Origin of the sequence: Pararhizobium sp. IMCC3301 (assembly GCF_030758315.1) — a bacterium.
In the GTDB taxonomy this organism is placed as follows: Bacteria; Pseudomonadota; Alphaproteobacteria; order Rhizobiales.
This window is the reverse complement of record NZ_CP132336.1, coordinates 701,701-726,912: the sequence shown is the minus strand read 5'-3', so window position 1 is coordinate 726,912 and position 25,212 is coordinate 701,701. Positions and strand designations below refer to the sequence as shown.

Here is a 25,212-nt window from a genome sequence, read left to right as displayed (position 1 = left end):
TTGAGGCGCAATTCAAATAGCCCATGGCCCGATTACGGGGCACGGGCAACGTTGGCAATACGGCGTCCAGTGACGGGCAGTTTTTGCCGACTGTGCGCCAAAGCGAGGCGATGAACCTTGTCCATGCTAAATATGGCAACGATCCGGGGTTGAAGGCTTGGACATATGTGTCTGATTAGTTTGGCCCCTTCGCCACCCGGATCGTCCCAGCTACCCTCGGCGTGGCATCCTATAGACTGGAGGGGTTGATGCTGAATGAAACGGGCTGGAAGCTCAAAGAGCAATATGCCGCCACGGTGGCCTCAACTGACCAACGAAGCTTCTCGCGCATATCTCGCCTCCGGGAGGGCGCATATCCGGCTGACAGCAAATACAGATGGAAAAATCGATGACAAAAAGCTTAACGTATGATTCTGCCGCCGCCGGTATCAGGCCCGTTCTACATCTGTGTGGCACCGGGAGGCGGCAGGGCCTGCCATTTCAAAACTGTTGTCCTGGCGATCAAAATCGTTGCAGATTGGCATCATGAAGAATCTTACCGGTCTGCCCCAATTTGTTGCTGTCTGTGCCAGTCGAAACCTGACCGTGGCGGCCAACGTACTGGGCGTGTCGCAACCGGCCTTGACCCAGGCCATTGCCAAGCTGGAAAAGCAACTTGATGTCGTCCTGTTCGACCGGACCACCCGGCCCATGGCGCTGACACCCTATGGTGCGCTGGTGTTGGACTATGCGCAATTGCTGGAACAGAATACCGATCGCTTGACGGAAAACCTTGCGGCCATGAAAACCGGATCGGGTGGCATATTGCGCATCGGGGCCGGACCGGACTGGATTCACGAAATCCTGCCTGTCGCCATTTCTGATTTGCAGAGGGATCATCCCGGCGTCCGCGTCAATCTGACAGTGGCGTTGAACGACGAGTTGCGGCGCAAGCTGGATATGGGCGAAATCGACCTGTTCTTCGCCTCTCTGACCGACGACTATTTCGTGGGCGGCTATCGCACGCGCATCCTTTTACGTGAACACATGCATATTCTGGCGCACAAGGATCATCCGATCCATCGCGGTGGTCTCAAGACATTGGCGCAACTTGCCAGCGAATCCTGGGTTCTGACCGGGTACGACACCTTTGGCCGGCAATTGTTGCGCCGATTGTTCGGGCAACACGACGTCGATCTGCCGCCACCATCGGTGGAGACCAACTCGGTTCGTGCCATGATCAATATTCTGCGCCACAGCCAGAAACTGGGTTTTCTGTCGCGCGCGCATGCCAATGCATATCCCGAGATCAAGGTAGTGGACACCAACATCGCCCTGCCGATCCGCGAAGGTGGTGTCGTCTGGCGTGCCGATGCCCCGCTTTTGCCTGTAGCCGAGCGTCTGTTGGAACGGGTGAAAGCGGTGATCAGCGCCCGGCTCGACCATGCCGGTTAGGGCGCGCCGATACTGTTTGTCAGATCATCCTGAGGTGGCTCGGGATAGTGCAATCCGCGTTGGCCATACAGCCAGCGATTCTGCGACACGGGCTGCGGCGGCGCGCCAATGCCAACCAGCAATCACCGGGGGATTGCAGATCAGACACTGAGACCGGGCGTTGGGGAAATACATGCCGGTGTTTGCGATCAGGTTCAGCGCCGGTGTGTCGATGTCGAATCTGCCAGCCAGATCAAGCAGAATTCTGGGGCACAGGCCGACGGTGATCAAGACAAAGTTGGGCTGCGCAGTTTTTGTTCTACTAAACCCGTTGATTTATTATCAGTCCTAACATAACCTGCTGATGAGGAAATAGCGAAATAAAATAATTAAATACTTATAATACAACCTGGAGGATATGATGAAGAGATTTTTGGGACTTGCGGTCGCTGCAATGCTTGCGGGAACGGGGATGGCCCAGGCGGAATGGCCTGAAAAGCCGATCAAGCTTGTGGTGCCATTTGGTGCCGGGGGCACGTCGGATCAGGTGGCCCGCATTCTTCAGGCTGGCATCGAGGAATCCGGCGCGCTGTCGCAGCCGGTGACGGTGGTCAACGTTGGTGGGCACTATTCCATCGGTGCGCGGCAAGTGATGGAAGCAGATGCCGATGGTTATAACTTCCTGATTATCCACATTGCGCTGATGGGCGGCGAGGGTACCGGCGCGCTGGATTTCAGCTGGCGTGACTTCAAGCCGGTGGCGGCAACGGGCGAATTTTGTTTGTCCCCGATGGTCCGCAAGGACAGCGGCATCAACAGCGTTGGCGAGCTTTTGGAAAAAGCCAAGGCTGATCCGGATACGTTGATCTTCGGTGCCAACATTGGTGCCATCAACCACCTGGCCGGCGTGATGATGCAGGAAACCATGCCAGGGGCAAAGTTCCGCTTTGTCCAGATTGGTGGTGGCACAGCCAACTTTACTGCCCTGACCGGCGCGCAGACCAATGCGACTGTTCTGTCCGGGGCAGAGGTCATCAACTTCACCCTGCTGCCGGATGGTTCCGAAAATCCGGAAAGCCAAATCAAGCCGCTGGCCTATACCGGCGCAGAACGGTTCGTAGGCTTGCCCGAACTTCCAACGATGAAGGAAGAAGGTTTTGACATGACCTTCTGCATCAAGAACTGGATCTTCGCTCCCAAGGACACTCCGCAAGAGGTTGTTGACGGTTTTGCCGGTGCCATCGGCGTGGCAATCAAGACCGACCGGTTTCAGAAATTCCTGAACGATAAGGGTTTTGCGGAATCCTTTCTGACCGGCGAGGCGCTCCAGGCGGACCTGGACTCGACTTGGGCCGCGATCGAGCCTGTGGCAAAACTCGCCGCCGAAAACTGAGCCATAGTAACAGGATCACGTTGGCGCGTCCCGGAGATGCGGGCGCGCCAACCCGTCTGGAAAGGCGCATCCCATGGATCGACGTCCCCTGACCGAAATTGGCGTTTCCGCGCTGATCGCGCTGATCACGGCGGTATTTCTGGTCCAGGCGCTGGCCCTGCCACCGGGGCGGTTTGAACCCCTGGGCTCGGGTCCGGTGCCGATCTGGACCGCCGCCATCGTGATCCTGTGCTGTCTGGCCGTCATCGTTGGTGCGGCATTGTCGATGCGCGGCACCAGCATTGCCAGGACGGCGCATCGGGAATTTTCCGGCGGCCACCCGATCGGGGGCGCCATCGTACTGGGTCTGACCGTGGCCTATGTCGGCGCGCTGCAACTCAAGCTGGCGGGCTTTGGCATCGTCACTTTTGTCTATTTGTTGCTGCTGATTCTCGGGTTGGAGGGGTTTGCCCGCCGTCGTATTCTGCCCGCGGCGATCCTGTCGGCCCTTGCCGCCTTTGGCGCGCAGTACGTATTCACTGAAATCTTCGTAGTCGACCTGCCGGTCTGAGGAGGCCAATTGGATCTTCCCGCACTTTTTGGCGCCATCGGACACATCTTTGCCCCTTGGACGTTCTTCATGTTGTTTCTTGGCACAGCGCTGGGAATCGTGGTGGGCGCAATTCCGGGCCTGTCAGGGGCGATGCTGATCGCGCTGACCCTGCCGCTGACGTTTTACATGGACCCGTTCGATGCCGTCGTTCTGCTGATTGCCATGTATGTCGGCGCCATTTCCGGTGGTTTGATCACCGCGACGCTGATGCGGATGCCGGGCACGCCCGCGTCGGTGATGACCACACTGGACGGCTATCCCATGGCCCGCTCCGGACAACCGGGCCGCGCCCTGGGTCTGGGCATCACCGCCTCATTCGTCGGCGGCCTGGTGTCCTGGATGGTGCTGCTGACAATCACGCAGCCGCTGTCGATCCTGGCCACGCGGTTCGGGCCGTTCGAATATTTCACGCTTATCATGATGGCCATGGTGCTGATCGCGTCGGTCAGCGAGGGGTCGCTGGTCAAGGGGCTGATTGCGGGGCTTCTGGGTATGCTGGTGTCGATGCCGGGGGTGGACCCCTCCAGCGGCATGCCGCGGCTGACCTTCGGATTCTACCAGTTGAACGGTGGCTTGCAGCTTTTGCCGGTGCTGATCGGCACGTTTGCCGTAAGTCAGGTGATCAAGGATTGTATGGATCGCGGCGGCGTGCCCGAACGGCAGGAGTTGAAGTCCTCCAAGGTCCTGATGTCGCTGCGTGATCTTCGGCGCAACGCCGGCAACATGATCCGGTCGTCATTCATCGGGACCTGGATCGGCATCCTGCCGGGCATCGGCGCGTCCATCGGGTCTGTCGTGGCCTATACTGTGGCGAAGAACATGTCCGACACACCCGAGAAATTCGGGCATGGCTCGGAGGAGGGCATCATCGCTTCGGAGGCTGCCAACAACGCCACGGTAGGCGGCGCGCTGATCCCGCTGATCGCGATGGGTATCCCGGGAAGCGTCATTGATGCGATCCTGATCGGCGCGCTGACCATTCATTCGATCCAGCCGGGCCCAACCCTGTTCCTGACCAACAACGACATTGTCTGGGGCATGATTGCCGCTGCCCTGTTGGCCAATATCCTGATGTTTGTGTTGATGACATCGTCGGTCCGATACATTTCGGGCCTGATCTATCTGCCCAAAAGCTTCGTTCTGCCCATCGTGATGATGTTCTGCGTCATCGGGTCCTACGCGCTGAACAACACCATGTTCGACGTCTGGGTGATGCTGGTATTCGGGGTGATCGGGTTTTTGATGGAAAGGGCCAGCATCCCGCTTGGCCCCTTTGTCATCGGCTTTGTTCTGGCACCGCTGGGCGAGGAAAAGCTGCGCAGCGGGCTGATGATGACGGCCGGGGATTTTTCCCCCATCGTCACCCGGCCGTTCCCGCTTGCCTTCACGCTGATGGCCATTGCGCTGCTGGTTTGGCCGATCATTTCCGAGCGGCGGCGCAAGGCCAAGGCTCGGGCAAGCGAAGAGGGCTAGCAGGCGATGAAGGCTGTTCTTTTGCTATATGATTCGCTGACCCTCAAATCCTTGTCCTGCTATGGCGGGGCACATCCAACCCCGAATTTTGACCGTCTGGCGGCGCGCAGTGTCCAGTTCGACAGACACATCGTCGGCTCTTTGCCCTGTATGCCAGCGCGGCGCGATCTGCAGACCGGGCGATTGAATTTTCTGCACCGCTCATGGGGACCACTGGAACCTTTTGATGTAACGGCCACGGGGCTGATGCGACAAGCGGGCGTTCACAGCCACCTGGTCACCGATCATTACCACTATTTCGAAAACGGTGGTGCCACCTATCACACTGCTTTCGACAGCTGGGATTTCATTCGCGGGCAGGAGGCCGATCCCTGGGTGCCGTGCATCGCCCCGCCGCATGCTGCCTTCGCGGCACAGTATCACGCCGAACAGGTGGAGACCGACGCTTCGGGCTACCGCCTTCAGGCCGCAATGAACCGAACGCGTATCCGCGAGACGCCGGAATTTCCGACTGTGAAGACATTCGATGCCGGTCTGGCGTTTCTGGAGGCGCATGCCCGGAACGAGGATTGGTTCCTCCAGATCGAGGTATTCGATCCGCACGAGCCTTTCCATGCACCGCCCGAATTCCGTGCAGGTTTTCCGACAGCGGGCGAAAAGGTGCGGGACTGGCCGCGCTACCGCCGCGACGAACCGGGGGACGATACCGCCGATCTGGTGGCAAGCCAGGCAGCCCTTGTGGCGATGTGCGATGCCCAGCTTGGGCGGCTTCTGGATGCGATGGATGCGGGCGACATGTGGCGCGATACGGCGCTGATCGTGACCACCGATCACGGCTTCATGCTGGGCGAACACGGCTGGTGGGGCAAGAACCGGATGCCATTCTATTCCGAAATTTCCCGCATTCCGCTGTTTATCCACGCGCCGGGGCAGGCGACTGGACGCTCTGCGGAACTGAGCCAGAACATCGACGTGATGGCGACGCTGCTTGATCTTTTCGGCATCGACCGGCCGCAAACGGTGCAGGGGCGGTCGCTTTTGCACGGGGCCAAAGGTCGTGAAATCGCGCTTTTCGGTATTTTCGGCGGCGCACTCAACGCCACCGACGGGCATCACAGCTATTTCCGCTATCCTGCGGAGATGGAGGCCACAGCCATCTTTGAGTACACGCTGATGCCGCAACATTCCGGCGCGGCCTTTGCTGCGACCGAACTGAGCCAGGCAACTCTGCACGCTGGTTTCGATTTCACCCAGGGCATGCCGGTGCTGAAAATCCCCGCGATCAAAGGGGCCAAGCGTCCACCGATGCAGGGCGGCGGGTTCGATGACACGCAGACAGTGCTTTACGATCTCGGCGCCGACCCGGATCAGATGGCACCGTTTCGCGACCCGGACATCGAGGCGCGGTTTTGCGCCGATATGGCGCGGACGATGTGCACCCATGATTCACCACCCGAGCTTTACGCCCGCTTTAACCTCACGGTGCCCCAATGACGAAACCAGTGTTCCCCGCTATCAATCTGCCGCATTTGCAATCGGTGGACTTGCCCGATTTCGTCCGCCTGCGCCTGCGCCAACCTGATGTGGCGGCGCTGGATGATGTGGCGGCCTCGGTCGCGGAGGCGCTCGCCGCGTCGAACCTGTTCAACCTGCCGGCGGGGTCCGAGATTGCCGTGGCGGTCGGAAGCCGGGGTATTGCCCAAATTGACACTGTTGCGCGGGCAGCAGTCGCTTGGCTTAAGGGCCGCGGCTACGCCCCCTTTATCGTGCCCGGAATGGGCTCGCATGGCGGCGGCACTGCCGAGGGGCAACGGGCGGTTCTGGCCAAGCTGGGCGTTACCGAAGACGCGATGGGCTGCCAGATCCGCGCAACGATGGACACGGTGCAATATGCCGACCTGGCCGATGGCACGACCTGCCATTTCGACGCCCATGCGGCGCGCGCCGACGGTGTGCTGGTCATCAACCGCGTCAAGGCGCATACAAGTTTTCCGCGTCCTATAGAAAGCGGGCTGACCAAGATGCTGGCCGTGGGGCTGGGAAAGGCCGGCGGGGCTCGGCAGGTGCACATGATCGGGCCGCGCGGCTTTGACGAAACACTGCCCGCGCTTGCGCGAAAGATCATCGACAATGCACCGATCACTGCCGGTCTTGCATTGGTCGAGAATTCCCACAAACAGCTCAGCCATATTGAGGCAGTCGCCCCGGCCAATTTCGCGGAAACTGACATGCGGCTTCTCGAAACCGCCAAAAAGGCCATGGCGCGACTGCCTTTCGATCAACTGGACGGCCTGCTGATCGAACGGCTGGGCAAGGATATCTCGGGCGCGGGTATCGACCCCGCCATTTCGGGCCGTACCGATATTCGCGGGGTCGACAACCCGGCAACGCCCTTTATCCACAAGATCGCGGCATTGGCGCTGACCGACCGTACCGACGGCAATGGGATCGGCGTCGGAATGGCCGATTACATCCCCCGTGCAATGGCGAATGCGCTGGATTTGCAGGCAATGTACATGAATGCGATCACCGCCACGATCCTTGAAAAGGCATACATTCCCATCGTCCTGCCGGATGAGGCCACCGTCATCCGCGCGCTGGTCGCCACCTGCTGGAGCGCGGGCGCGCCGCGGCTGTGTCACATCATCTCATCCGCACAGCTGGATGAAATCGCTGTCACCGCCAACCTGCTGCCGGAACTGAAGGCGCAGGGCGTCGTGATCGACCACGATGATCCCGCGCCTTTGCGGTTCGACGAAACTGGAACCCTCCTGAACCGGTTGGAACGATGACCCCCAAAAACCTGCTGTTCCTCTTCTCCGACCAACATGCGGCCCATATTATGGGCTGCGCTGGCGAGCTGCATGCCATCACGCCCGCGCTCGACCGGCTGGCAGGCAAGGGTGTACGGATGACGAATTCCTATTGTCCGTCACCGATCTGCACCCCCTCGCGCATGTCGATGCTGACGGGATGTTATCCCTCGTCACAGGATTGCTGGACCAATGACGACGTGCTGGGTTCCGACCACCCCACCTGGCTGCACGCGCTGGGCGCGGCGGGGATAATCCCTGGTCTTGTCGGCCGCATGCATTCGGTCGGTCCGGATCAGATGCGTGGCTATGCCTGGCGCGAGGTCGGCGATCATTCGCCCAACTATCCCGGTGTTGCCTGGCACAATATGGGCGTCTTGCAAGGTACCAACGATCCGAACCCGGAAAGCCTGATCGCTTGCGGTGCGGGACAGTCCGCCTATGAGTTGAAAGACCACGATACTACCGACGCTGCGCTGAAAGCCCTTGACCGGCTGGCCTCAAGCGGCGAACGATTTGCCCTGACGGTGGGGTTCATGCTGCCCCATGCTCCCTATGTCGCCGCGCGCCGTTGGGTGGACCATTTCATGACCGTGCTGCCGCCGCCCGAAATCCCTGCCGGGGCCAGCGATGCGGGCTGGATCGCGTGGTGGCGTCAGAACCGGGTCATCGGCGAGGTGCCGGAGCGGCAGTCTCGCCTGGCTCGGGCGGCGTATTGGGGGCTGGTGGCGGAACTGGACGAGATGATCGGCCAGATCATTGACCGGGTCGAGAAGCTGGGACTGAGCGACGACACGCTGATCGTCTACGCCTCCGATCATGGCGAGCATGTGGGCGAGCGCGGGTTGTGGTGGAAGCACACATTCTTTGATGAAAGTGCCAAGGTGCCGATGATCCTGGCGCATCCTTCGCTGACCCCAGGCACTCGTGACGAGGTGGTCAGTCTGGTAGACCTGTCGGCGACCATGATCGACGCGATGGGTGCTCCGCCCTTGCCGGACGCCGACGGGCGCAGTTTCTGGCCATTGTTGACCGACGGGCACCACGACTGGGACAATGCCGTATTCAGCGAATATTGCACCGACGCCGTGCCTGCCTGGACCGGGGGGCGGGCGGTGCAACAGCGCATGCTGCGGCAAGGCGATTGGAAGCTGCACTATTATAACGGCGAATCGCCACGGCTGTATGACCTTGCCAACGATCCGCAGGAACTTGCCGATCTGGCCGACGATCCCGAACACGCCGAGCGCGTCGCGCGCATGCTGGCCCGGGTGTTGGACGGTTGGGATCCGGATGCCATTCGGGAGCGGATGGAAAAGCGCCGTGCGAACAAGGATATTCTGGCTGCCTGGGCCCGGCAGACGAACCCGGTCAGCACGCATCTGTGGCCGCTTGATCCGGCAATGAACCGGCTGGAGGACGCGTGATGTCGGCTCCGCTGTCCCAAGCCACGATCCATCATTTCCGGCACGCGCTGCCACAGCCCATTGCCACGGTTATGGGCCCGATGACCCACCGGCCGGCGCTGCTCTTGCGGCTGGAAGATGCCGAGGGCGCGCATGGCTGGGGCGAGATCTGGTGCAACTTTCCACCCGATGGGGATTATCACCGTGCCCGTTTGGCGACCCGGATACTGCCGGCGGCGCTGGCCGGGATGACAGCAGAAACCCCCGATGCTTTCGCGCAAATCCTGCGGCGGCTGCACCGGCTGATCCTGCAATGCGGCGAGCCTGGACCAGTGGCGCAAATCGCCTGCGCCGCAGATATTGCGCTGCATGATTTGCGCGCCCGCCGGGCAGGTGTGTCCATATCGCAAATGCTGGGCGGGACCGTCTCCGCCGTCCCCGCCTATGCCAGCGGCATCAGTCCCGACAAGGCCCCCGAGCAGATCGAACGCATGCGCACGCTGGGATATCGCCAGTTCAAACAGCGCATCGGGTTCGGTCCTGACGATGGCATCGGAGCTGCCGAAGACACCGAACAATCCCTGCAAGAAGGCGAAACCTTGATGCTGGATGCTAATCAGGCCTGGGATCTTGCCTCTGCGCTGAGCCAGAGCAAACGCCTGGCAAACATGAATCTGGTTTGGCTTGAGGAACCTTTGTCTGCAGACGCTTCGGACGATGACTGGCTGAGTTTGGCCCGCGCCGCGTCAATGCCTCTTGCGGGCGGCGAGAATCTGACCGGTGGTGCCTTTGACCGGGCCATCGCACTGGGCGCGTTGGGGGTGATCCAGCCGGACATATGTAAATGGGGCGGTCTTTCTACGACGTACAAGGTAGCGCGCGCCGCCGTGGCCGCGGGCAGGCGGTACTGCCCTCATTTTCTGGGCGGCGGCGTCGGGCTCGCCGCCTCCGCTCACCTGCTGGCAGCAATCGGCGGCGACGGGGTGCTGGAGGTCGACAGTTCCGAAAACCCGTTCATTCCTGTGTTTTCAGGCCGTGGATTGGCTCTGGAAGACGGGCTGTTCCCGATCAGCACTGGACCGGGACTTGGCTTTGATCCCGATGTCGACGCGCTCAAGGATCTTTTGACCGCCCGCCTGGAAGTCACGCTATGACGGTGTCCGCAATCTTGATCCACCCCGACGATAATGTGGCCTGTCTGCTGCGCGATCATCTAGCCGGCGAATGCGCGACCTTGCCGACCGGCCCGACCGTTGCGCTGAAATCTGACACGCCGATGGGCCACAAAATCGCCCTGGTCGCGATTGCCAAGGGCACGCCAGTGATCAAGTTCGGTGCCGTAATCGGCCACGCCACGATCGACATCCTGCCCGGCCAGCATGTGCATCTGCATAATCTTCAAGGAGGGCTGCGATGAGCACATTTCAGGGCTTTCCCCGCGCCAATGGGCGGCCGGGGATTCGCAATCATCTCGTGATCCTGTCGATGTGCGGCCTGAACGCTCCGGGCGCACGGCGGGTTTCGGCGGATTTGCCCGATGCCGTGTTGATTTCCAGTCCCTATGGACGCGGCCACGTCGGCGCGGACAGGGCATTTCACGATCATATGTTGTTGGCCTTTGCCACCCATCCCAACACCGGCGCTGTCCTGATCCTGGCCCCCGATGACGGGCTGTGCGATGCAATGGCCGATAAGGTGGCTGCATCCGGGAGGGCGGTTTCGGGATTTTCGCTGCAACGATGGGGCGAGGACGGCACCGCGATGACCGCCGCAGCCATCGCAGAAGGGAACCGCCTGTTGGCGCAGGTGCAGGGCGAACCGCAGGCGAATTGCCCGATGTCGGACCTCATTATCGCGGCTGAATGCGGACATTCCGACGCCTCGTCAGGCGTCGTTGCCAACCCGCTGGTGGGGGATCTTTTCGATCATCACATCGCCCTGGGTGGCGCGGCCGTGTTCGCGGAGACGCTGGAATGGCTGGGATGCGAGCCAGGCCTTTACGCGCGCTGCACGACACCGGATGTGGCCGCCCGCCTGAGCCATCTGGTGCAGGCCCGTCATGCGATCACCGCGGCCGCAGGGCATGACATCCATATCGGCAATCCAGGGCCGCAGAACCACATCGGCGGTATCACCACGCTTGAGGAAAAGTCGCTGGGCGCTATATCCAAGGGCGGCACCGGGCCGATCATGGGTGCCTTGTCTGAGGGTGAAGCGATCACCGGTCCCGGTCTCCATCTTATGGACACGCCGACCCTGTCGCCTGAATCCATATCCTCGATGGTCGCCTCCGGGTCCCAGATCGTTTGTTTCACTACCGGTCACGGCAACCCCTATGGCAGCGCGCTGGCGCCAACCATAAAGCTGACGGCCAATCCCGACACGGCCGCGCGCCTGCCGGATCAGATCGACTTTGACGCCTCGGAGGTGTTTCGCGGTCTGCGCGAGCGGGCGGCCGTGTTGCCCGGTCTCGTCGCTTTGGTTACCAGTGTCTGCAACGGCGCGCTGACGGCAGTGGAGCGGAACCGGGACGGGGATGAGGTGATCTCGCGCCTCGGGCCATCGGTTTGAAGGGGCATATCCATATCACGCCGCTCGGCGGAATTGCGGGCGATATGTTTGTCGCCGCCATGCTGGATGCATTTCCTGATTTCATTGATCCGGTGACAGAAGCAACCGGTGCTGTCCTGCCGCATCTCAACGCGACGCTTTCGCATTGCACCAAGGCCGGTATCGCGGCATGGCGCTTCACGGTTCCCGAGCAGAATGTATCGACGCCGATCCATTACCCCGACATGGACCACATGCTGGTCGGTGCCGATCTGCCCGAGGTGACCCGAACCCATGCCAGGGCGATGCTGCGGTTGCTGGCAGAGGCAGAGGCCAGGGTTCATGATGTGCCGCTGGACCGGGTACATTTCCACGAGATCGCCGATTGGGACACACTGGCCGATCTGACCGCCGCTGCCGCCCTGATTGGACTGCTCGATGGCTGGAGTTGGAGTCTTGATCCGCTGCCCCTGGGCGGCGGCACGGTGAAAACGGCACATGGCCTTCTGCCGGTTCCCGCCCCTGCAACGGCCTATCTGCTGGAGGGCATGGCCGTCCAGGATGATGGCATTGACGGTGAACGGGTGACGCCGACGGGTGCAGCGATTATGCGTTACATCGCCGATCACCTGACACTGCGTTCCCGTCCGATGGGCCGACTGCAGGCGACCGGATATGGTGCTGGCACCCGGGATTTACCGGGCCTGGCCAATGTGGTCGTCGTGCAGGTAATTTCCGGACCGTCGCAGCCCGGCGATACGGTCTCGATTTTGGAATGGGACATTGACGACATGACAGGCGAAGAGATTGCCGTCGCAAGCGACCATCTGCGGTCCTTTGATGGCGTGTTGGATCTTGTTACCCTGCCCATGATTGGTAAGAAAGGCAGGCACGTCACCGGTTTTCGGTTGATGGCCCAACCGCTCCATGCTGATGCGGTTGCACAGGCCGTTTTCGCCCAGACCACCACGCTGGGCCTGCGGTCGCGACAAGACCAGCGGCTGATCCTGCCGCGCGTGGTCATATCTGGCGTCAAGGCCGCGATACGCCCTGCCGAAACGACCTCCAAGGCCGAAAGTGATGCCGTTGCGGATTTGACCAGCCTTGCTGCACGCCGGGCCAAGGCGCGGAAGGATGAGCAATGAGTACACGTCTGACAGAAGCAATTTCCCGCCACGAGGCACTGACCATCGCCGTCAGCGGCGGTGTGGACAGCATGATTCTGGCCCATATTGCTCATTCCGTTCTTGGCCGGCGGGCGCGCATGGTCCACGCGATATCCCCCGCCGTGCCACCTTTGGCCACGGAACGAGTCCGCGATCATGGGGCAAGGTCGGGGTGGCGGCTGGAGCTTGTTGATGCCGGCGAATTCGACGATCCGCGATATCGTGCTAACCCGGTCAACCGGTGCTTTTTCTGCAAGTCCAATTTATACGCCGCGATTGCAGGTCTGACAAACAGCCCCATCGCGTCAGGTACGAACTGCGACGATCTGGGTGATTTTCGTCCGGGCCTGGAGGCGGCGCAGCAGTGGCAGGTGGTGCATCCCTATATCGAGGCCGGACTGGACAAAGCCGCAATCTATGCGCTGGCCAGACATTTGGGATTTGGCGATCTGGCGGAATTGCCGGCCCAACCGTGTCTTGCCAGTCGGGTCGAAACCGGAATCGCAGTCAATGCAAGCGATCTGGCCTTCGTCGATCATATGGAAACGTTGTTGCGCGCTGATCTGGGGCAGGCGGCAACAGTGCGTTGCCGCATCACACATGCAGGCGTCATCGTTGAAACCGAAGGTGAAGCACCACCCGCATCCATCGCCGCCGCCTGTCGTGAAACCGGGCGCGACTATCTTGGCCACCGCCCTTATCGCAGGGGTGCCGCATTCCTGAAAGTGGATAAATGACCGACCATCGCATGGACTGGGATCGTGGCGCACGCACGGGAACGAGCGAAGCCGTACTCTGCGACGGCAAGTCGGTCGACCAGATCGCCGCCATCCTGGATACAGCCGAAGCCGCCGGAAAGCGCCTGCTGCTGACGCGGCTTTGCGCCGATATGGCCGCAACGCTGGCGCGCAAGACCTGGGATTATGACCCTGTCAGCCAGACCGCCATTCTCGGCGGAATGGCCGCTCAGCCAATGCGCACGGGCATCGGCATCGTCGCTGCTGGCACCTCCGATTTGCCGATTGCCGCCGAGGCGCAACGCACATTGGCGTTCCACGGCGCAGAAGCGTCGATCACGTCGGATGTCGGCGTGGCAGGGCTTTGGAGGCTGATGGATGAGATCGAGTCTTTGCGCCAGCATCGCATCCTGATCGCCATCGCCGGGATGGAAGGCGCATTGTTCAGTGTGCTGGCCGGTCTTACGCGCGCCCCGATCATAGCGGTGCCCTCGCCGGTGGGTTACGGCGTGGCCCGGGGTGGACGTCTTGCACTGGACGCAGCACTTGGCAGTTGTGCGCCAGGGCTGGTGACGGTGAATATCGGCAACGGCTTTGGCGCTGCTTGTGCGGCGTTGCGCATGTTGGGGGACAGATGAGCGAATTTACCGTTCAATTCGTTCCCGTCACAGTCACACCTGCCACGATCTGGCTTTTCGTGTCGCTGAGCGATGGTGAAACTGTCGGCTGGGGCGAGGCCACATTGGAGAATCAGGAAGCGACGGTGACTGATTGTTTCAATGCTCTGCCGAAGCGCCTGACTGAGGCCGATCTGGCCGATCTGCGGTTCGATACGCTGCCGCAGGCCGCCCTGTCCTCGGCCCTGCGCCAGGCACAAGCCGATCTGGCCGCACGCATGGCAGGAGTGTCTCTTTCAGATCATCTTGGCCGCGCCGGGCGAGACCAGATCGGGATTTACGCCAACATCAATCGCAGCACCCGGGATCGCAGCCCCGAAGGCATGGCGAGTAATGCCCGCCGCGCGCTGGCGCATGGTCACAATGCGATCAAGGTCGCACCGTTTGACGAGGTTCGGGCAACGATGGGCCGCCGTGAAATGACCGATGCGATGGGCCTTGGATTGGCCCGCATCGCCGCAGTGCGTGATGTGGTTGGCGAGCGGAGGCTGATGGTCGATTGTCATTGGCGGTTCGATGTTGCCGGTGCCGGAAGGTTGATCGACGCTTGCGCGCCGTTGAAACCGTACTGGATTGAATGCCCGATTTTGGAAACCGAAGCTGGAATTGCGGAACTGGTGTCCCTGCGCAGGCGGGCCAATGCCGCAGGCATGCGCCTTGCCGGACTGGAAACCGCAATCCTGCGGCAAGGGTTCGCGCCCTATCTGGCGGCGGGTGCTTATGATGTGATGATGCCGGACGTCAAATATTGCGGCGGCCCGCGAGAGATGCTGGCGATTTCCGTCGATATGGCGCGCCACGGCGTGGCGTTTTCGCCGCATAATCCGTCTGGTCCGATATGCCACATGCACAGCATGCACATATGTGCCTCTCTGCCGCAGGAGGAACTCCTGGAAACCCAGTTTGACGAGACGCCGATGTTCGATAGCCTGGTCGATCAGGCGCTGCCGCAACCCATTGGCGGACGTGTAACATTGCCAATGTCCAGGCTCGGTCTTGGCCTGTCGCTGGTAGTGCCTCAACCTGAGTCCGGACCTTCAACATGATCAATCCCGATCTCGGCATCACCGTCATGCCCGAATATGCCCAGTCCGAGGGTGTTGACGCGGTGCTTGACAACATAGCCGGACTGGCGCGTGCCGGGTCGCTGACGACATCGCCCTATGTGGCGTCTCTGGCACCTGGGGGTACGGGCCACCGGGAGCCACCCAGCGATGGCGGGTTGGGGCAAAAGCGGTTGCTGGACCGCTCACTTTGGGGCCAGCGCGAATTGTGGATGACGGCGGCACCTTCGTTCCGGCCCGACCCGCGGCTGTACGAAGGTCTGGCCTATCGCCCGCCGGAACCGACCGCGCTGACCGACGATCAGGGCGCGGTTGTCGGGCATTTCGTTGATGCTGCCAAGGCGCGCGGACTGGAGGTCTGGATGCAGATTCAGGCGGCAATCCCGCCGTGTTACAGGGTTCAATTCGGCGGCCCGTTGCCGGGTGATGAACCGTTGCTGCCCACTTTGGTGCCGCGCACCGGGCGGGTTGATCGCAATGCCTCCCTCGCGTCGTCCGATGTGCGCGCCTATGTCCGCGCCATCACACGGGACCTGTGCAAGACCTACCCGCAGATCGACGGGCTGAAATTCGACTGGCCCGAATATCCTGTGTATCATTTCGACGCCCTGTTTTTTGATTTCAACCCGGCGATGGCACCGTATGCTGCAGCACTGGGGCTGGATCTTGATGTGCTGGCGCGCGGGACCATGGCGTTTCTGTCCGATCTGGGTGACAGTACCCTTCGGCACAAGGCCATATCGCTCGAGGATTTTGACAGTTTTCGCGATAGCCTGCTGACCGCCTATCCTGTTTTGGGCGACCTTCTGGAACTGCGCCGGAGTGTTGTCACGGATTTCGCCAGGTTCTTGCGTAGAACCGTGGATGAGGCCAGCCAGGGCAAATGCAAATTGTTCCTGCACGCATTCCCACCCCCTTTGAATCTCGCCACCGGATTTGACCCGGCGGCAGTAGCGCCCAATTGCGATGCGATGGGGGTGAAATTCTACACCATGCATTGGCCGTTGATTGAGGCAGATTATCTGTCAGCTCTGACCAGCCGCAGCGACTTTTCACCACCTGCGGTCGCGCGACTGCTCAGTCGGCTGTTGCAATTATCGCCGGAGATGCCACGCGACCCGAACGACATCAAATATCCCGACCCTCAGGATGCGCACCCTGCGACAAGCGCGTCCATCCGCAGCAAGATCGATCAGGTGCGTGGCCAGGCGGGGAGTACCCCGGTTTGGGGCATGTCTCACGGTTATGGACCACTGGAGGATGTCATGCGCCGGTTTGAGGCGTTGGGCGCGGGGCCGGTGCAGATGAACCGGTATGCATACCTGTCAGATGCAAAGCTTGCCGCATTGGGCGCGCGCTGAACTGTTGGAATACCAAAGCCGGTTCAAATGCGCAAAATGGCATTGAAAACCGTCGGATCGCGGTTTGATCAACTGAACTATGCCAGCCAATTTATCACCTGTGCCGCGGGAGCGTTCCTCGTACTCGTTGGATACGGATTATTCGTGGGATCCTATTCCGCACCGGTTCGCTCACTGGGGGTTTGAAACACCGCCGCAAAATCGTTCACACCGGAGAAAGTGTAAACTATGCGTCGGTATGGACCGTTGTCGATCTCCATTTTGGCTGAATGGCGGAAAGTAAAATGAATTGGCGTAATACAGGCGCAATCCAAGCCACTAAATATCGTACAATAAATTCGAATTTCACACGACAAGCCTCTATCTGCTGCAATTTAAACTGAATTTCTTCATCATGAAAAGGAGTTATTCAACATGTGTTGACCCTTCCACTCTGCTCAATCGGGTTGCACCCCATTCCGCTCTGTGGAACGAGTAACCATAGCCGTTGTATCCTCATCAGCTGCTTCTATAAACGTTGTAAAAGCGGGCCCGTATCGGAGGAGATTACAATGAATACTGAAAGCAATCGTGCCAAGTTGCGCGAATTAATTGCCGAAGTGGACAATCGTAAAGTCGACAAACTGATGCAGGGCGCGGTTGATCTGCACGTCCATTCCGGGCCCTCGATCATGGAACGTCAGGTTGATCATTTTGAAGCTGTAGAACAGGCGGCCCAGGCAGGGATGCGGGGCATTTTATTTAAGGATCACCATTATTCTGTCGCACCATTCCTGCCCATTATGGAGCGCTTGCTTGGTCACCATGGCGTGTCGATGTTTGGTGGTCTGGTCCTGAACAATACCACTGGGGGCTTTGATCCCTATGTTGTCGATTCTCAGCTGAAGCACGGCGGCAAGATCATTTGGATGCCTACTGCACAATCAGCAAATCATATTCGCAGTTCATTTCGTAAATCCCGTCTGGCGACGAATGTTCAGTTGCGCCCGCCTAAATTGTTGACCGTGCTGGACGACAAGGGTGACATCATCGATTCCATCAAAGAAATCCTGGATTCGATAGCCGAGTTCGACGCGATTTTGTCATCGGGTCATCTGCATGTCTGGGAAATCTGGAAACTGTTTGAAGAAGCAAAAGCGCGCGGTGTAAAAAAACTGATTGTCAATCACCCGATGTATGGTCTGCATTTCACCTATGACGATATTCGCGAAATGGCAGAATTCGGAGCCTTGATTGAGCAATCAGCCTGTCTTTATGTCGACAGCCGTTTCAATGTCTATGAGCCGCATAAGCTGGCTGAGCATATTCGCGCAGCCGGTGTCGAGAATTCCTCAATTGGATCAGATCTGGGGCAAGTAGACAATCCTACACCCGTGGAAGGTATGCGCCAGGCGATCAAACTTTGTCTGGCATCTGGCTTCACTGAGGGAGAAATAAAGCTTCTGGTGCGCGATAACCCATCAAGACTGGTGGGTCTTCCCATACCAGACAATGCTGGACAATGAGTGTCCAGCCTGAGCGCTATTCAATGGGGCAGCTATGAGTAATTCCAACATGGCATTACGACAGAGATTTCTGGCTGGCGCTCAGCTTGTCGGTAGTTTTCTGAAAGTCGCTCACACCATGCCAGCGGAAATTCTTGCGACAGTGGGCTTTGATTTTGTCGTCATTGACGAGGAACATTCAGCGATAAATCGAGAAAGCACGGACCATATCATTTTAGCCTGCCGTGCATCGGGATTGGGCTGTTTGGTGCGGGTCCAGAATGATGATCCAGCGGCAATTCTTTCGGTGTTGGACTGTGGTGCCGACGGTGTCCTGGTGCCGCATATTACGTCAGCGGCGAAGGCAAAAAAGATTGTTGATGCGGCACGTTACCGAACGGGTTCGCGCGGTTATTCGGCGACCACCCGGGCTGGAAATTTCGGGAGTAAATCAATTGCGGAGCATCTTCGCGATGAAGATGAACGAGCGCTTGTGATCGCCATGATCGAAGATCCCGAAGCTGTCGATAGCATTTCACAAATCGTGGCCACGACTGGACTTGACGGGGTCTTTATTGGCCGAGGTGATCTGACTGTGGCTTATGGTGAGTGCAAAGCTGGATCGGCCCCAGTGAAAGATGCAACACAGCAGATCGTGCAAGCCGCGCAGGCAGCAAATGTGCGTATCTGCGCAATGTCGGGAAGTGTGCAAGATGCGCAGGCTCTTTCGGACATGGGTGTTAGCGCCTTTATCGTGACGTCGGATCAAGCATTGTTGCGTGATGCCGCCCGTTCGTTGCTACAGAACTTTCAAGACGCTCTCCCGATACAGAAAGGCGGCGCAGTTGGCCTATGATAAATCCGACCCCCGGGCAGCACTGGCAACTGCAGTCCTGCGCAAACCCAAGACGGGGTTGATCGCCGAGGCGCAACTCGCGACCTTTTATGATACAGCCCCGAACATTCGTGACAAAAATGGCGCCAGCTGGTTTTTGCGCGGGCATAACTTCATTTTGGTTCAGTCCGAAGCGGAACCCGGTGGCACCTTCAATCGCAACAATCAGCCGGATGAATATGTTGTGCTATTGCCTTCAGCCGGTGCTGTCATTTCGGTGAATGGAAAAAGTCAGAATGTGGTGGGCAATTCAATTGCCTTCATTCCTCCGGGGGACAGTTGTGTAACCGTTCCAGAGGGAGGGCGGTTCTTCAGGCTATTTACCAGCCAGTCGTCGGACCTTGTCGCTTTGTGTCCTAATGCCAAGGCCTATGACATTCCGCGCGATCATATACCTTCATTCCAGGCTTGGCCTGTGCCACTTGATGGTTGGAAATTGCGGCACTATTCGCTGGATGTCATGAAGGAGGAGGGCCGGTTTGGCCGCATCTTTCGCTGTACGACATTCATGGTGAACATTCTTGATCCTTATGAGGGTCCGCGGGACAGCTCCAAATTATCACCGCACCACCATGACGACTTCGAACAGGGTTCGCTGGTGCTTGAGGGTTCGTATTCGCATCACCTGCGCTGGCCTTGGACGACCGATATGGCCGACTGGCGTGATGATATTGAGTTCAAGGTCGGCGCGCCGTCCGCTTTGGTGATCCCGCCTCCGGTTGTGCATACAAGCCGGGCTACCGGTTCCGGTCATAATGCAATGGTCGACATTTTTTGTCCGCCGCGCATGGATTTCAGCCTGAAGCCGGGATGGGTTCTGAATGCCGACGATTATCCAATGTTGGAGGTAGAGAGTTGATGAGCGGATTGTGGCCGAACAAAAAGAAAGCTCGATGAACAACAGCATTGGCATTATCGGGCTTGGCAAAATGGGTACGGCAATTGCCGAACGGTTGTCGGGACAAGGCTTTCAGATTGAGGCTTGGACAAGACGCGGCGTGGATGCCGGTTGGGCATTGGAATGCGGCGTTACCGGGCACAATAGCTTAGCAACAATTGTTGAATGCGCTGACATAATCTTGCTGTCGCTGAGTGATGATCAGGCGGTCTCATCAGTTCTTGACGGGCTGCTGGAAACGAACTTGGAGGGACTGCTGATTGTTGATTGCAGCACCGTCAATCCGGCAATTCATACCGCTTTTGCTGCGCGCATCGACGCGGCAGGCGCCCAGTTGCTTGATGCGCCCATCTCAGGCTGGCCAATTATGGTTACGCAGGGCAAGGCCGGGATCTACATTGGTGGCCAAGCCTCTGATGTTGACAGATTTCTACCTGTTGCTGGAGCCATGTCAAACCGCATCCATTATGTCGGTCCGCTGGGGCATGGCATGGCGGCCAAGATCGTCAACAACATGATGCTGGCAAGTTATTGGCAATGTCTTCGCGAAGCGCTGCAAGTGGGGAAAAGTGCTGGTCTGTCGGGTGACAAAATGCTTGAGATTCTGACTGGCAGCCCTGCTGCCAATGGTGTGTTGGCACTTAAGGTTCCCGTTATTCTGGGCGAAAGTACGCCACCAAGTTTCACCGTTTCCGGGATCGTTTCTGATCTGGCAATGTTCAATGATGTGGCAATGTCAGCCGGGATTGATGCGCCAGCCCTTGGTGCCGCGCTGAAGAGTTTCATGCGCCACGAGGAAACGGGCGCGGGGGAAGAAGATTTTGTCTCCATGGTGGCCGCAGCTTTGAAGGACAGCCCGATGGATAGTAAAGATGTTCTTTGAACCCGATGAGGGCCACGGGCTTGCCCATAACCCGATTGCGGCCTGCGTTTCGCCCCGGCCAATTGGATGGATTTCAACCATAAACCGCCAAGGGTGTCACAATCTGGCTCCGTTCAGCTACTTCAATCTGGTGCATAATTTTCCGCCCACGGTCATGTTCTCGTGCAATGGGCTCAAGCCGGATGGCAGCCCGAAGGATTCCTGGGTGAATGCACGCGACACGGGCGAGTTTGTGTACAACGCTGCCACATTTCCATTGCGCGAGGCTGTGAACCTAAGCTCGACCGCATGGGCCAGCGAAGTTGACGAGATGACGAAAGTCGGGCTGGAGCCCGCCGCCTCAAAGTTGGTCCTTCCAAACCGCGTTGCAGCTTCACCTATTCAGTTCGAATGCAAGACAATTCAAGTACTGCATCTTCCCACTAACCGTCCCGAAAACCCAAACACTGTTGTTTTTGGCGAAGTTGTTGGTGTCCACATTGACGATGCCTGTCTGACCGATGGTTTGGTGGATTACGACAAGGTCCAGCATATTAGTCGCTTGGGATATCTGGATTTTGCTACGATTGGCCCTCGGTTCGAACTACCTCGGGTTTTCGCTAAACGAGAGCAGGACTGACATGATCAAATATGAAACTCTGAAGCGGGTCTCTGCGGATCTTTACGACTGGTCTCTTAAAAAAATCCCTGAAGATACAAAATTACGACTTGAAGAAGCCCGTTCCGAGGAAACCGGAGAGAATGCCAGGAAGGTGCTGGATTTCATGATCCGCAGCGCGCAACTGGCGGAAGAAAAAGACAGGTTTTTGTGTTCTGATGCGGGTGTTCCTGTCTATGCGGTCAAGATCGGAAGTCAGGCCAGGTTTGAAGGAAATCTCAAATCCGCATTTGCTGCGGGTTTTGAGGAACTGGTCGAACGAATTGATCCGCCCCTGCTGAAATTTGTTCAAAACCCGCTGACCAATGAAAGATCTTTCAAAGGCAAAGATATGCCTATCATATCTTGGGATGTCGTTGATGGAGCGGACTATATTGACATCACCTGTTCGCCGAAAGCGCTGGGGTCAGGGCGTTGGGCGTCACTTGAAATCTTCGTCTATCCGGAACTGGCAGATATTGAAGAATATATTTTAAAAACGGCTATCAAAGCAGGCTCTCAACATTGCCCGCCGGTGATGATCGGAGTGGGCATCGGGGGATCATTTGATCATGCCGCGAAGATGGCCAAAATGGCGACCCTTCGCCCAATGGGCACCCCCAATGAGGAACCTATCCTTGCTGACATGGAAAAACGCCTGCTGAAAGCCATCAACAAATTGGGGTTCGGTCCCATGGGGCAAGGTGGAGATACGACCGCTTTGGGTATCCACATTGATTATTCTGCCGGTCACGGATTCACGCCAGTTGCGATCTGTTTCAATTGCTGGATCAACCGGCGTACAAGAGCGCGGATTTATAATTCGGGCCAGATCGAACGGATTGAATAATGCAAAATCAGAGCCATGATCTAGCACTGCCCTTCGACCAGCAAGCGCTCAACCAACTGAAAATAGGCGATCTTGTCTATTTGACCGGGGATATCGTGGTTACAGTGGGATTGCCGACGCATAAACGGATCAAGGAATATATCGAGGCCGGCAAACCACTTCCCTTGTCGCTAAAGGACGGAATGCTCTGCCAGGTTGGTGCTTATGTCGAAGAAACGGATAAGGGGCGTGTTTGCCGATATATCAATCCTTCAACAAGCACACGTTTTGAGCCTTACCTGCCGACCATCATTGACCGAAGTGGCGTAAAGGCAATTGGCGGGAAAGGCGGCGTCGGGCCTGACACGGTCGCCTCGATGCAACGCAATGGGTGCGTGTATCTGTCTTTTGTCGGCGGCGCCAGCGCTCTGACATCAGAGGCGGTCGAGGAGGTTGTTGAAGTCGTCTGGGACGACTTCATTCTTCAGTTTCGTCTGACGCGACTCAGGGTCAAGCGGTTGGGCCCTCTGACTGTCGGCGTGGATACAAAGGGTAATTCACTCTATGTTGACTTGCAAAAACAGGCGGAAGGCCGGTTGGACGGTCTAATGCAGGAATTGAATGAAACCCGACTCTAAAGCATTTCTGCCTTGCACAAAAAAGTACCGCGGGCGCTTTTTGATAGTGACAAATTCCGTCAGGTGAGCGTGGCAACATTCTTGGCGATCTGCAGGGCAGAGGTCTGAAGTGGCTCCAGAAACTTGGTGATCGCCTCGCTACGCCGCAGCGCAGAGCGGAAATATGTCACCCCCAGTGTTCCCAACACCCTGTTTTGCCCGAGAATGGGCACGGCGATGGTATTTGATCTTGCATCGCCTGTGTTTACCTCCCGTTCTGAAAATCCCTGTTCGCAAATGACTTTTAGTCGCTGGTAAAGCGGCGCGTCAGACAGGTCCGAAGTTTCTGGGGTTTGCTGGTCCGGATTCAAAATCGAATTTATGAGAATTCGCTGCTCTGCGGCAGGACAAAACGCCAGATAGGCAAGACCAAGCGCATGCCGGTCCAGTGAGAGCCTCATGTTTAACGTGGCATGGAATGGTGAAATCGGACTGTCCGGAATTGTTGAAAATCGCACCACTACTTCGCTGCCATCGAGGATGGCAATCGAAGTTGGCCAGGTCAGCAATTGTGTGACCGCGACGGCGTGAACGCGCCCCGCTTCCACCACGAGTGGGTCACTGTGAAAGCCCGAACTGAGGGACATCACTTTTGAAGTCAGCTGGTATTCTGATTGACGTACGTTTCTGCAAACGAAGCCAAGCTGTTCAAGGGTTTGCAGTTGTCGGACAAGTGTCGCCTTTGGCAGCTGAGTTTGGGCATGCAGGTAGGCGATGGACGAGACTTTACTTTTGTTCATGGATTCGAGGATTTGTAAGCACCTCTCAACTGAACGCACCGGTGAATATGACGCCATTTCTGGGTTTCCTCTGCATTCCCTGATGGCCCGGAGGGTATTCCACGTGGCGGAACATAGCCACGCTTTTGTTGATGCAGTTACCGCCAACGAGCAGAGTAGTGGTATGAAGATTGGGTCAGATATTTGAGCGTAGAATGCTACGCAGGATGCAACGGACCAACAAATCTTCGGCAAAGAGAACGAGGAAATCGATGAACAAACTCAGTCATATCAGGAACAGATAGCTCTCGTTGATTCAACAGCGACAATCAGAGCCCATGGAACCCTGTTTATGACTGCAGTTCGGGATTCATTACCCCCAGGGAGGGATAAAATGATCAAAATACTCAATACGTTAGGGCTATCGGTGGCACTGTCACTTTGCAGTGCAGGATTGACCAATGCTTCAGATGTGGAACTGCCAGAGACGGTCTCCTGGACAGCCTACAATGTCGGAAGTTCCGGCTATGGGCAATCGGTTGCAATTGGCAAGGCCCTGCAAGATGCCTATGGAGTGACCTTGCGAGTGGTTCCAGCGAAAAACGATGTTTCTCGGGTGGTGCCTGTTATCAGAGGACAGATCGATTTTTCGGCTGCTGGGTCTGGTGTATTTTATGCCGCAGAGGGCGTTTTGGGGTGGGCAAAGCCTGAGCTTGGTCCACAACGGCTGCAAATGGTGGCAAGTGCAACTGGTACCAATTGCCTGGCGCTTGGCACAGCGGCAGATGCAAATATCAAGACCGCAGCCGATCTAAAGGGCAAGCGGCTACCGTGGGTAATTGGCTCACCGGCTTTGCAATCCAATGTTACCGCCTTTCTGGCCTATGGTGGACTTACCTGGGATGACGTCATCAGAGTTGACGTCAGTGGTTTCGATGCAGCGTGGAAGGCCATACTGAACGATCAGGCAGATGCGATGACATCCTTTACATCGGGTGGTGGCACGGAACTGGATGCCTCCCCGCGCGGTCTGCACTGGTTGTCGACACCTCACAGCGAAGATGAAAACTGGGATAGGATGCAGACTGTAGCGCCTCATATGGCAAAGCGCCTTGCAACCTCAGGCACAAATATTTCAAAGGATAATCCTTTGGAATGCGGTGGCTTTCCCTATCCAATTCTTGTGACGGCTCCTGATCAGGATGCTGGTTTGGTCATGAATATGGCCGGTGCAATAACTGAGCAATTTGACAATTATGTCTCAGCGGAGCCAGCCGCTGCAGGCTGGGCCTCTGACCGGCAGAATTTCGAGTGGGTTTTGCCGTATCACGACGGCGCCGTTGCCTTCTGGAAGTCACAGGGCATGTGGACCGATGGTGCAGAAGCAAACAATCAATATCTGCTGAAGCGTCAATCGGTAATTGCTTCTGCTTGGGACGCCTTGGAAGACAAAAGCCCCGAAGGTTTTGAGGAGCGGTGGATGGAAGCACGCCTGAAGGCGCTGACAACTGCTGGCATGCCTGCCTATTGGGAGAAATAGCCAAA

24 protein-coding genes are annotated in these 25,212 nt (G+C 57.9%); 23 read left to right on the top strand and 1 reads right to left on the bottom strand.

The genetic code is table 11. The features are described 5' to 3' along the window. Positions 1-525: 525 nt before the first annotated feature. The 22 genes from RAL88_RS03260 (at position 526) to RAL88_RS03155 (ending at position 22,909) form a co-directional block, all read left to right on the top strand. Positions 526-1,434 carry a LysR family transcriptional regulator gene (locus tag RAL88_RS03260; RefSeq protein ID WP_306267276.1) on the top strand — a complete coding sequence of 303 codons (909 nt, stop codon included), beginning with the start codon at positions 526-528 and terminating at the stop codon, positions 1,432-1,434. A gap of 400 nt (positions 1,435-1,834) precedes the next feature. Then, on the top strand, positions 1,835-2,806 hold the full coding sequence (locus tag RAL88_RS03255) for a tripartite tricarboxylate transporter substrate binding protein (RefSeq protein WP_306267275.1): 972 nt from the start codon (positions 1,835-1,837) through the stop codon (positions 2,804-2,806). Between the two features lie 73 nt (positions 2,807-2,879). Continuing rightward, on the top strand, positions 2,880-3,356 hold the full coding sequence (locus RAL88_RS03250; protein WP_306267274.1) for a tripartite tricarboxylate transporter TctB family protein: 477 nt from the start codon (positions 2,880-2,882) through the stop codon (positions 3,354-3,356). A 9-nt stretch (positions 3,357-3,365) separates the two neighbouring features. Further along, entirely contained in the window at positions 3,366-4,871 is a 1,506-nt protein-coding gene (locus RAL88_RS03245; protein ID WP_306267273.1) for a tripartite tricarboxylate transporter permease, read from the top strand. 6 nt (positions 4,872-4,877) lie between these two features. After that, a complete protein-coding gene (locus tag RAL88_RS03240) occupies positions 4,878-6,365 on the top strand; it encodes a sulfatase (RefSeq protein ID WP_306267272.1) in 1,488 nt (495 codons plus the stop codon). A gap of 50 nt (positions 6,366-6,415) precedes the next feature. Then, entirely contained in the window at positions 6,416-7,663 is a 1,248-nt protein-coding gene (locus tag RAL88_RS03235; protein ID WP_306267270.1) for a hypothetical protein, read from the top strand. Then, positions 7,660-9,111: a sulfatase-like hydrolase/transferase gene (locus tag RAL88_RS03230; protein WP_306267269.1), complete on the top strand. Its 1,452-nt coding sequence runs from the start codon at positions 7,660-7,662 to the stop codon at positions 9,109-9,111. Before RAL88_RS03235 ends, RAL88_RS03230 begins: the two co-directional genes overlap by 4 nt. Further along, entirely contained in the window at positions 9,111-10,244 is a 1,134-nt protein-coding gene (locus RAL88_RS03225) for a mandelate racemase/muconate lactonizing enzyme family protein (RefSeq protein ID WP_306267267.1), read from the top strand. The genes RAL88_RS03230 and RAL88_RS03225 overlap by 1 nt, the downstream gene beginning before the upstream one ends. After that, a complete protein-coding gene (locus RAL88_RS03220) occupies positions 10,241-10,507 on the top strand; it encodes a UxaA family hydrolase (protein ID WP_306267265.1) in 267 nt (88 codons plus the stop codon). The genes RAL88_RS03225 and RAL88_RS03220 overlap by 4 nt, the downstream gene beginning before the upstream one ends. Then, the gene (locus RAL88_RS03215; protein ID WP_306267263.1) at positions 10,504-11,661 is read left to right on the top strand and encodes a UxaA family hydrolase; all 1,158 of its coding nucleotides are present in this window, start codon (positions 10,504-10,506) and stop codon (positions 11,659-11,661) included. Before RAL88_RS03220 ends, RAL88_RS03215 begins: the two co-directional genes overlap by 4 nt. Continuing rightward, entirely contained in the window at positions 11,658-12,785 is a 1,128-nt protein-coding gene (locus tag RAL88_RS03210; RefSeq protein WP_306267261.1) for a LarC family nickel insertion protein, read from the top strand. The genes RAL88_RS03215 and RAL88_RS03210 overlap by 4 nt, the downstream gene beginning before the upstream one ends. Next, positions 12,782-13,543, top strand: coding sequence for an adenine nucleotide alpha hydrolase (locus tag RAL88_RS03205; protein WP_306267259.1), 762 nt, complete (start codon positions 12,782-12,784; stop codon positions 13,541-13,543). Before RAL88_RS03210 ends, RAL88_RS03205 begins: the two co-directional genes overlap by 4 nt. Beyond that, positions 13,540-14,181 (top strand): nickel pincer cofactor biosynthesis protein LarB, encoded by a 642-nt coding sequence (gene larB / locus RAL88_RS03200; RefSeq protein WP_306267257.1) that lies wholly within the window; start codon positions 13,540-13,542, stop codon positions 14,179-14,181. The genes RAL88_RS03205 and larB overlap by 4 nt, the downstream gene beginning before the upstream one ends. Then, positions 14,178-15,266 (top strand): mandelate racemase/muconate lactonizing enzyme family protein, encoded by a 1,089-nt coding sequence (locus tag RAL88_RS03195; RefSeq protein WP_306267256.1) that lies wholly within the window; start codon positions 14,178-14,180, stop codon positions 15,264-15,266. The genes larB and RAL88_RS03195 overlap by 4 nt, the downstream gene beginning before the upstream one ends. Then, complete coding sequence (locus RAL88_RS03190) at positions 15,263-16,645, top strand: hypothetical protein (protein ID WP_306267255.1); 1,383 nt, start codon at positions 15,263-15,265, stop codon at positions 16,643-16,645. Before RAL88_RS03195 ends, RAL88_RS03190 begins: the two co-directional genes overlap by 4 nt. Positions 16,646-17,196: 551 nt before the next feature. After that, a complete protein-coding gene (locus RAL88_RS03185) occupies positions 17,197-18,150 on the top strand; it encodes a DUF6282 family protein (protein ID WP_306267253.1) in 954 nt (317 codons plus the stop codon). A 34-nt stretch (positions 18,151-18,184) separates the two neighbouring features. Further along, the gene (locus RAL88_RS03180; RefSeq protein WP_306267251.1) at positions 18,185-18,985 is read left to right on the top strand and encodes an HpcH/HpaI aldolase/citrate lyase family protein; all 801 of its coding nucleotides are present in this window, start codon (positions 18,185-18,187) and stop codon (positions 18,983-18,985) included. Next, on the top strand, positions 18,975-19,883 hold the full coding sequence (locus RAL88_RS03175; protein WP_306267250.1) for a hypothetical protein: 909 nt from the start codon (positions 18,975-18,977) through the stop codon (positions 19,881-19,883). The genes RAL88_RS03180 and RAL88_RS03175 overlap by 11 nt, the downstream gene beginning before the upstream one ends. A gap of 34 nt (positions 19,884-19,917) precedes the next feature. Beyond that, entirely contained in the window at positions 19,918-20,805 is an 888-nt protein-coding gene (locus RAL88_RS03170; RefSeq protein ID WP_306267249.1) for an NAD(P)-dependent oxidoreductase, read from the top strand. Beyond that, positions 20,795-21,424 (top strand): flavin reductase family protein, encoded by a 630-nt coding sequence (locus tag RAL88_RS03165; RefSeq protein ID WP_306267248.1) that lies wholly within the window; start codon positions 20,795-20,797, stop codon positions 21,422-21,424. The genes RAL88_RS03170 and RAL88_RS03165 overlap by 11 nt, the downstream gene beginning before the upstream one ends. Before the next feature lies 1 nt (position 21,425). Next, on the top strand, positions 21,426-22,292 hold the full coding sequence (locus RAL88_RS03160; protein ID WP_306267246.1) for a fumarate hydratase: 867 nt from the start codon (positions 21,426-21,428) through the stop codon (positions 22,290-22,292). Then, complete coding sequence (locus RAL88_RS03155; protein ID WP_306267244.1) at positions 22,292-22,909, top strand: fumarate hydratase C-terminal domain-containing protein; 618 nt, start codon at positions 22,292-22,294, stop codon at positions 22,907-22,909. The genes RAL88_RS03160 and RAL88_RS03155 overlap by 1 nt, the downstream gene beginning before the upstream one ends. 59 nt (positions 22,910-22,968) lie before the next feature. Here the strand turns inward: RAL88_RS03155 and RAL88_RS03150 are convergent, their stop codons facing one another. Next, a complete protein-coding gene (locus RAL88_RS03150) occupies positions 22,969-23,745 on the bottom strand; it encodes a helix-turn-helix domain-containing protein (protein ID WP_306267243.1) in 777 nt (258 codons plus the stop codon). Positions 23,746-24,061: 316 nt separating this feature from the next. Here RAL88_RS03150 and RAL88_RS03145 point away from each other — a divergent pair, with 316 nt between their 5' ends. Further along, positions 24,062-25,207 (top strand): TAXI family TRAP transporter solute-binding subunit, encoded by a 1,146-nt coding sequence (locus RAL88_RS03145; RefSeq protein ID WP_306267241.1) that lies wholly within the window; start codon positions 24,062-24,064, stop codon positions 25,205-25,207. Positions 25,208-25,212 lie beyond the last annotated feature (5 nt).

Excerpts from the sequence above, each read along its gene's own strand:
- RAL88_RS03240 (WP_306267272.1), top strand. The coding sequence starts at position 4,878 with ATGAAGGCTGTTCTTTTGCTATATGATTCGCTGACCCTCAAATCCTTG.
- RAL88_RS03225 (WP_306267267.1), top strand. The coding sequence starts at position 9,111 with ATGTCGGCTCCGCTGTCCCAAGCCACGATCCATCATTTCCGGCACGCG.
- RAL88_RS03180 (WP_306267251.1), top strand. The coding sequence starts at position 18,185 with ATGAGTAATTCCAACATGGCATTACGACAGAGATTTCTGGCTGGCGCT.
- RAL88_RS03255 (WP_306267275.1), top strand. The coding sequence starts at position 1,835 with ATGAAGAGATTTTTGGGACTTGCGGTCGCTGCAATGCTTGCGGGAACG.
- RAL88_RS03155 (WP_306267244.1), top strand. The coding sequence starts at position 22,292 with ATGCAAAATCAGAGCCATGATCTAGCACTGCCCTTCGACCAGCAAGCG.
- RAL88_RS03165 (WP_306267248.1), top strand. The coding sequence starts at position 20,795 with ATGTTCTTTGAACCCGATGAGGGCCACGGGCTTGCCCATAACCCGATT.
- RAL88_RS03195 (WP_306267256.1), top strand. The coding sequence starts at position 14,178 with ATGAGCGAATTTACCGTTCAATTCGTTCCCGTCACAGTCACACCTGCC.
- RAL88_RS03150 (WP_306267243.1), bottom strand. The coding sequence starts at position 23,745 with ATGGCGTCATATTCACCGGTGCGTTCAGTTGAGAGGTGCTTACAAATC.
- larB (WP_306267257.1), top strand. The coding sequence starts at position 13,540 with ATGACCGACCATCGCATGGACTGGGATCGTGGCGCACGCACGGGAACG.
- RAL88_RS03260 (WP_306267276.1), top strand. The coding sequence starts at position 526 with ATGAAGAATCTTACCGGTCTGCCCCAATTTGTTGCTGTCTGTGCCAGT.
- RAL88_RS03190 (WP_306267255.1), top strand. The coding sequence starts at position 15,263 with ATGATCAATCCCGATCTCGGCATCACCGTCATGCCCGAATATGCCCAG.
- RAL88_RS03160 (WP_306267246.1), top strand. The coding sequence starts at position 21,426 with ATGATCAAATATGAAACTCTGAAGCGGGTCTCTGCGGATCTTTACGAC.
- RAL88_RS03170 (WP_306267249.1), top strand. The coding sequence starts at position 19,918 with ATGAACAACAGCATTGGCATTATCGGGCTTGGCAAAATGGGTACGGCA.
- RAL88_RS03205 (WP_306267259.1), top strand. The coding sequence starts at position 12,782 with ATGAGTACACGTCTGACAGAAGCAATTTCCCGCCACGAGGCACTGACC.
- RAL88_RS03220 (WP_306267265.1), top strand. The coding sequence starts at position 10,241 with ATGACGGTGTCCGCAATCTTGATCCACCCCGACGATAATGTGGCCTGT.
- RAL88_RS03145 (WP_306267241.1), top strand. The coding sequence starts at position 24,062 with ATGATCAAAATACTCAATACGTTAGGGCTATCGGTGGCACTGTCACTT.
- RAL88_RS03250 (WP_306267274.1), top strand. The coding sequence starts at position 2,880 with ATGGATCGACGTCCCCTGACCGAAATTGGCGTTTCCGCGCTGATCGCG.
- RAL88_RS03215 (WP_306267263.1), top strand. The coding sequence starts at position 10,504 with ATGAGCACATTTCAGGGCTTTCCCCGCGCCAATGGGCGGCCGGGGATT.
- RAL88_RS03185 (WP_306267253.1), top strand. The coding sequence starts at position 17,197 with ATGAATACTGAAAGCAATCGTGCCAAGTTGCGCGAATTAATTGCCGAA.
- RAL88_RS03230 (WP_306267269.1), top strand. The coding sequence starts at position 7,660 with ATGACCCCCAAAAACCTGCTGTTCCTCTTCTCCGACCAACATGCGGCC.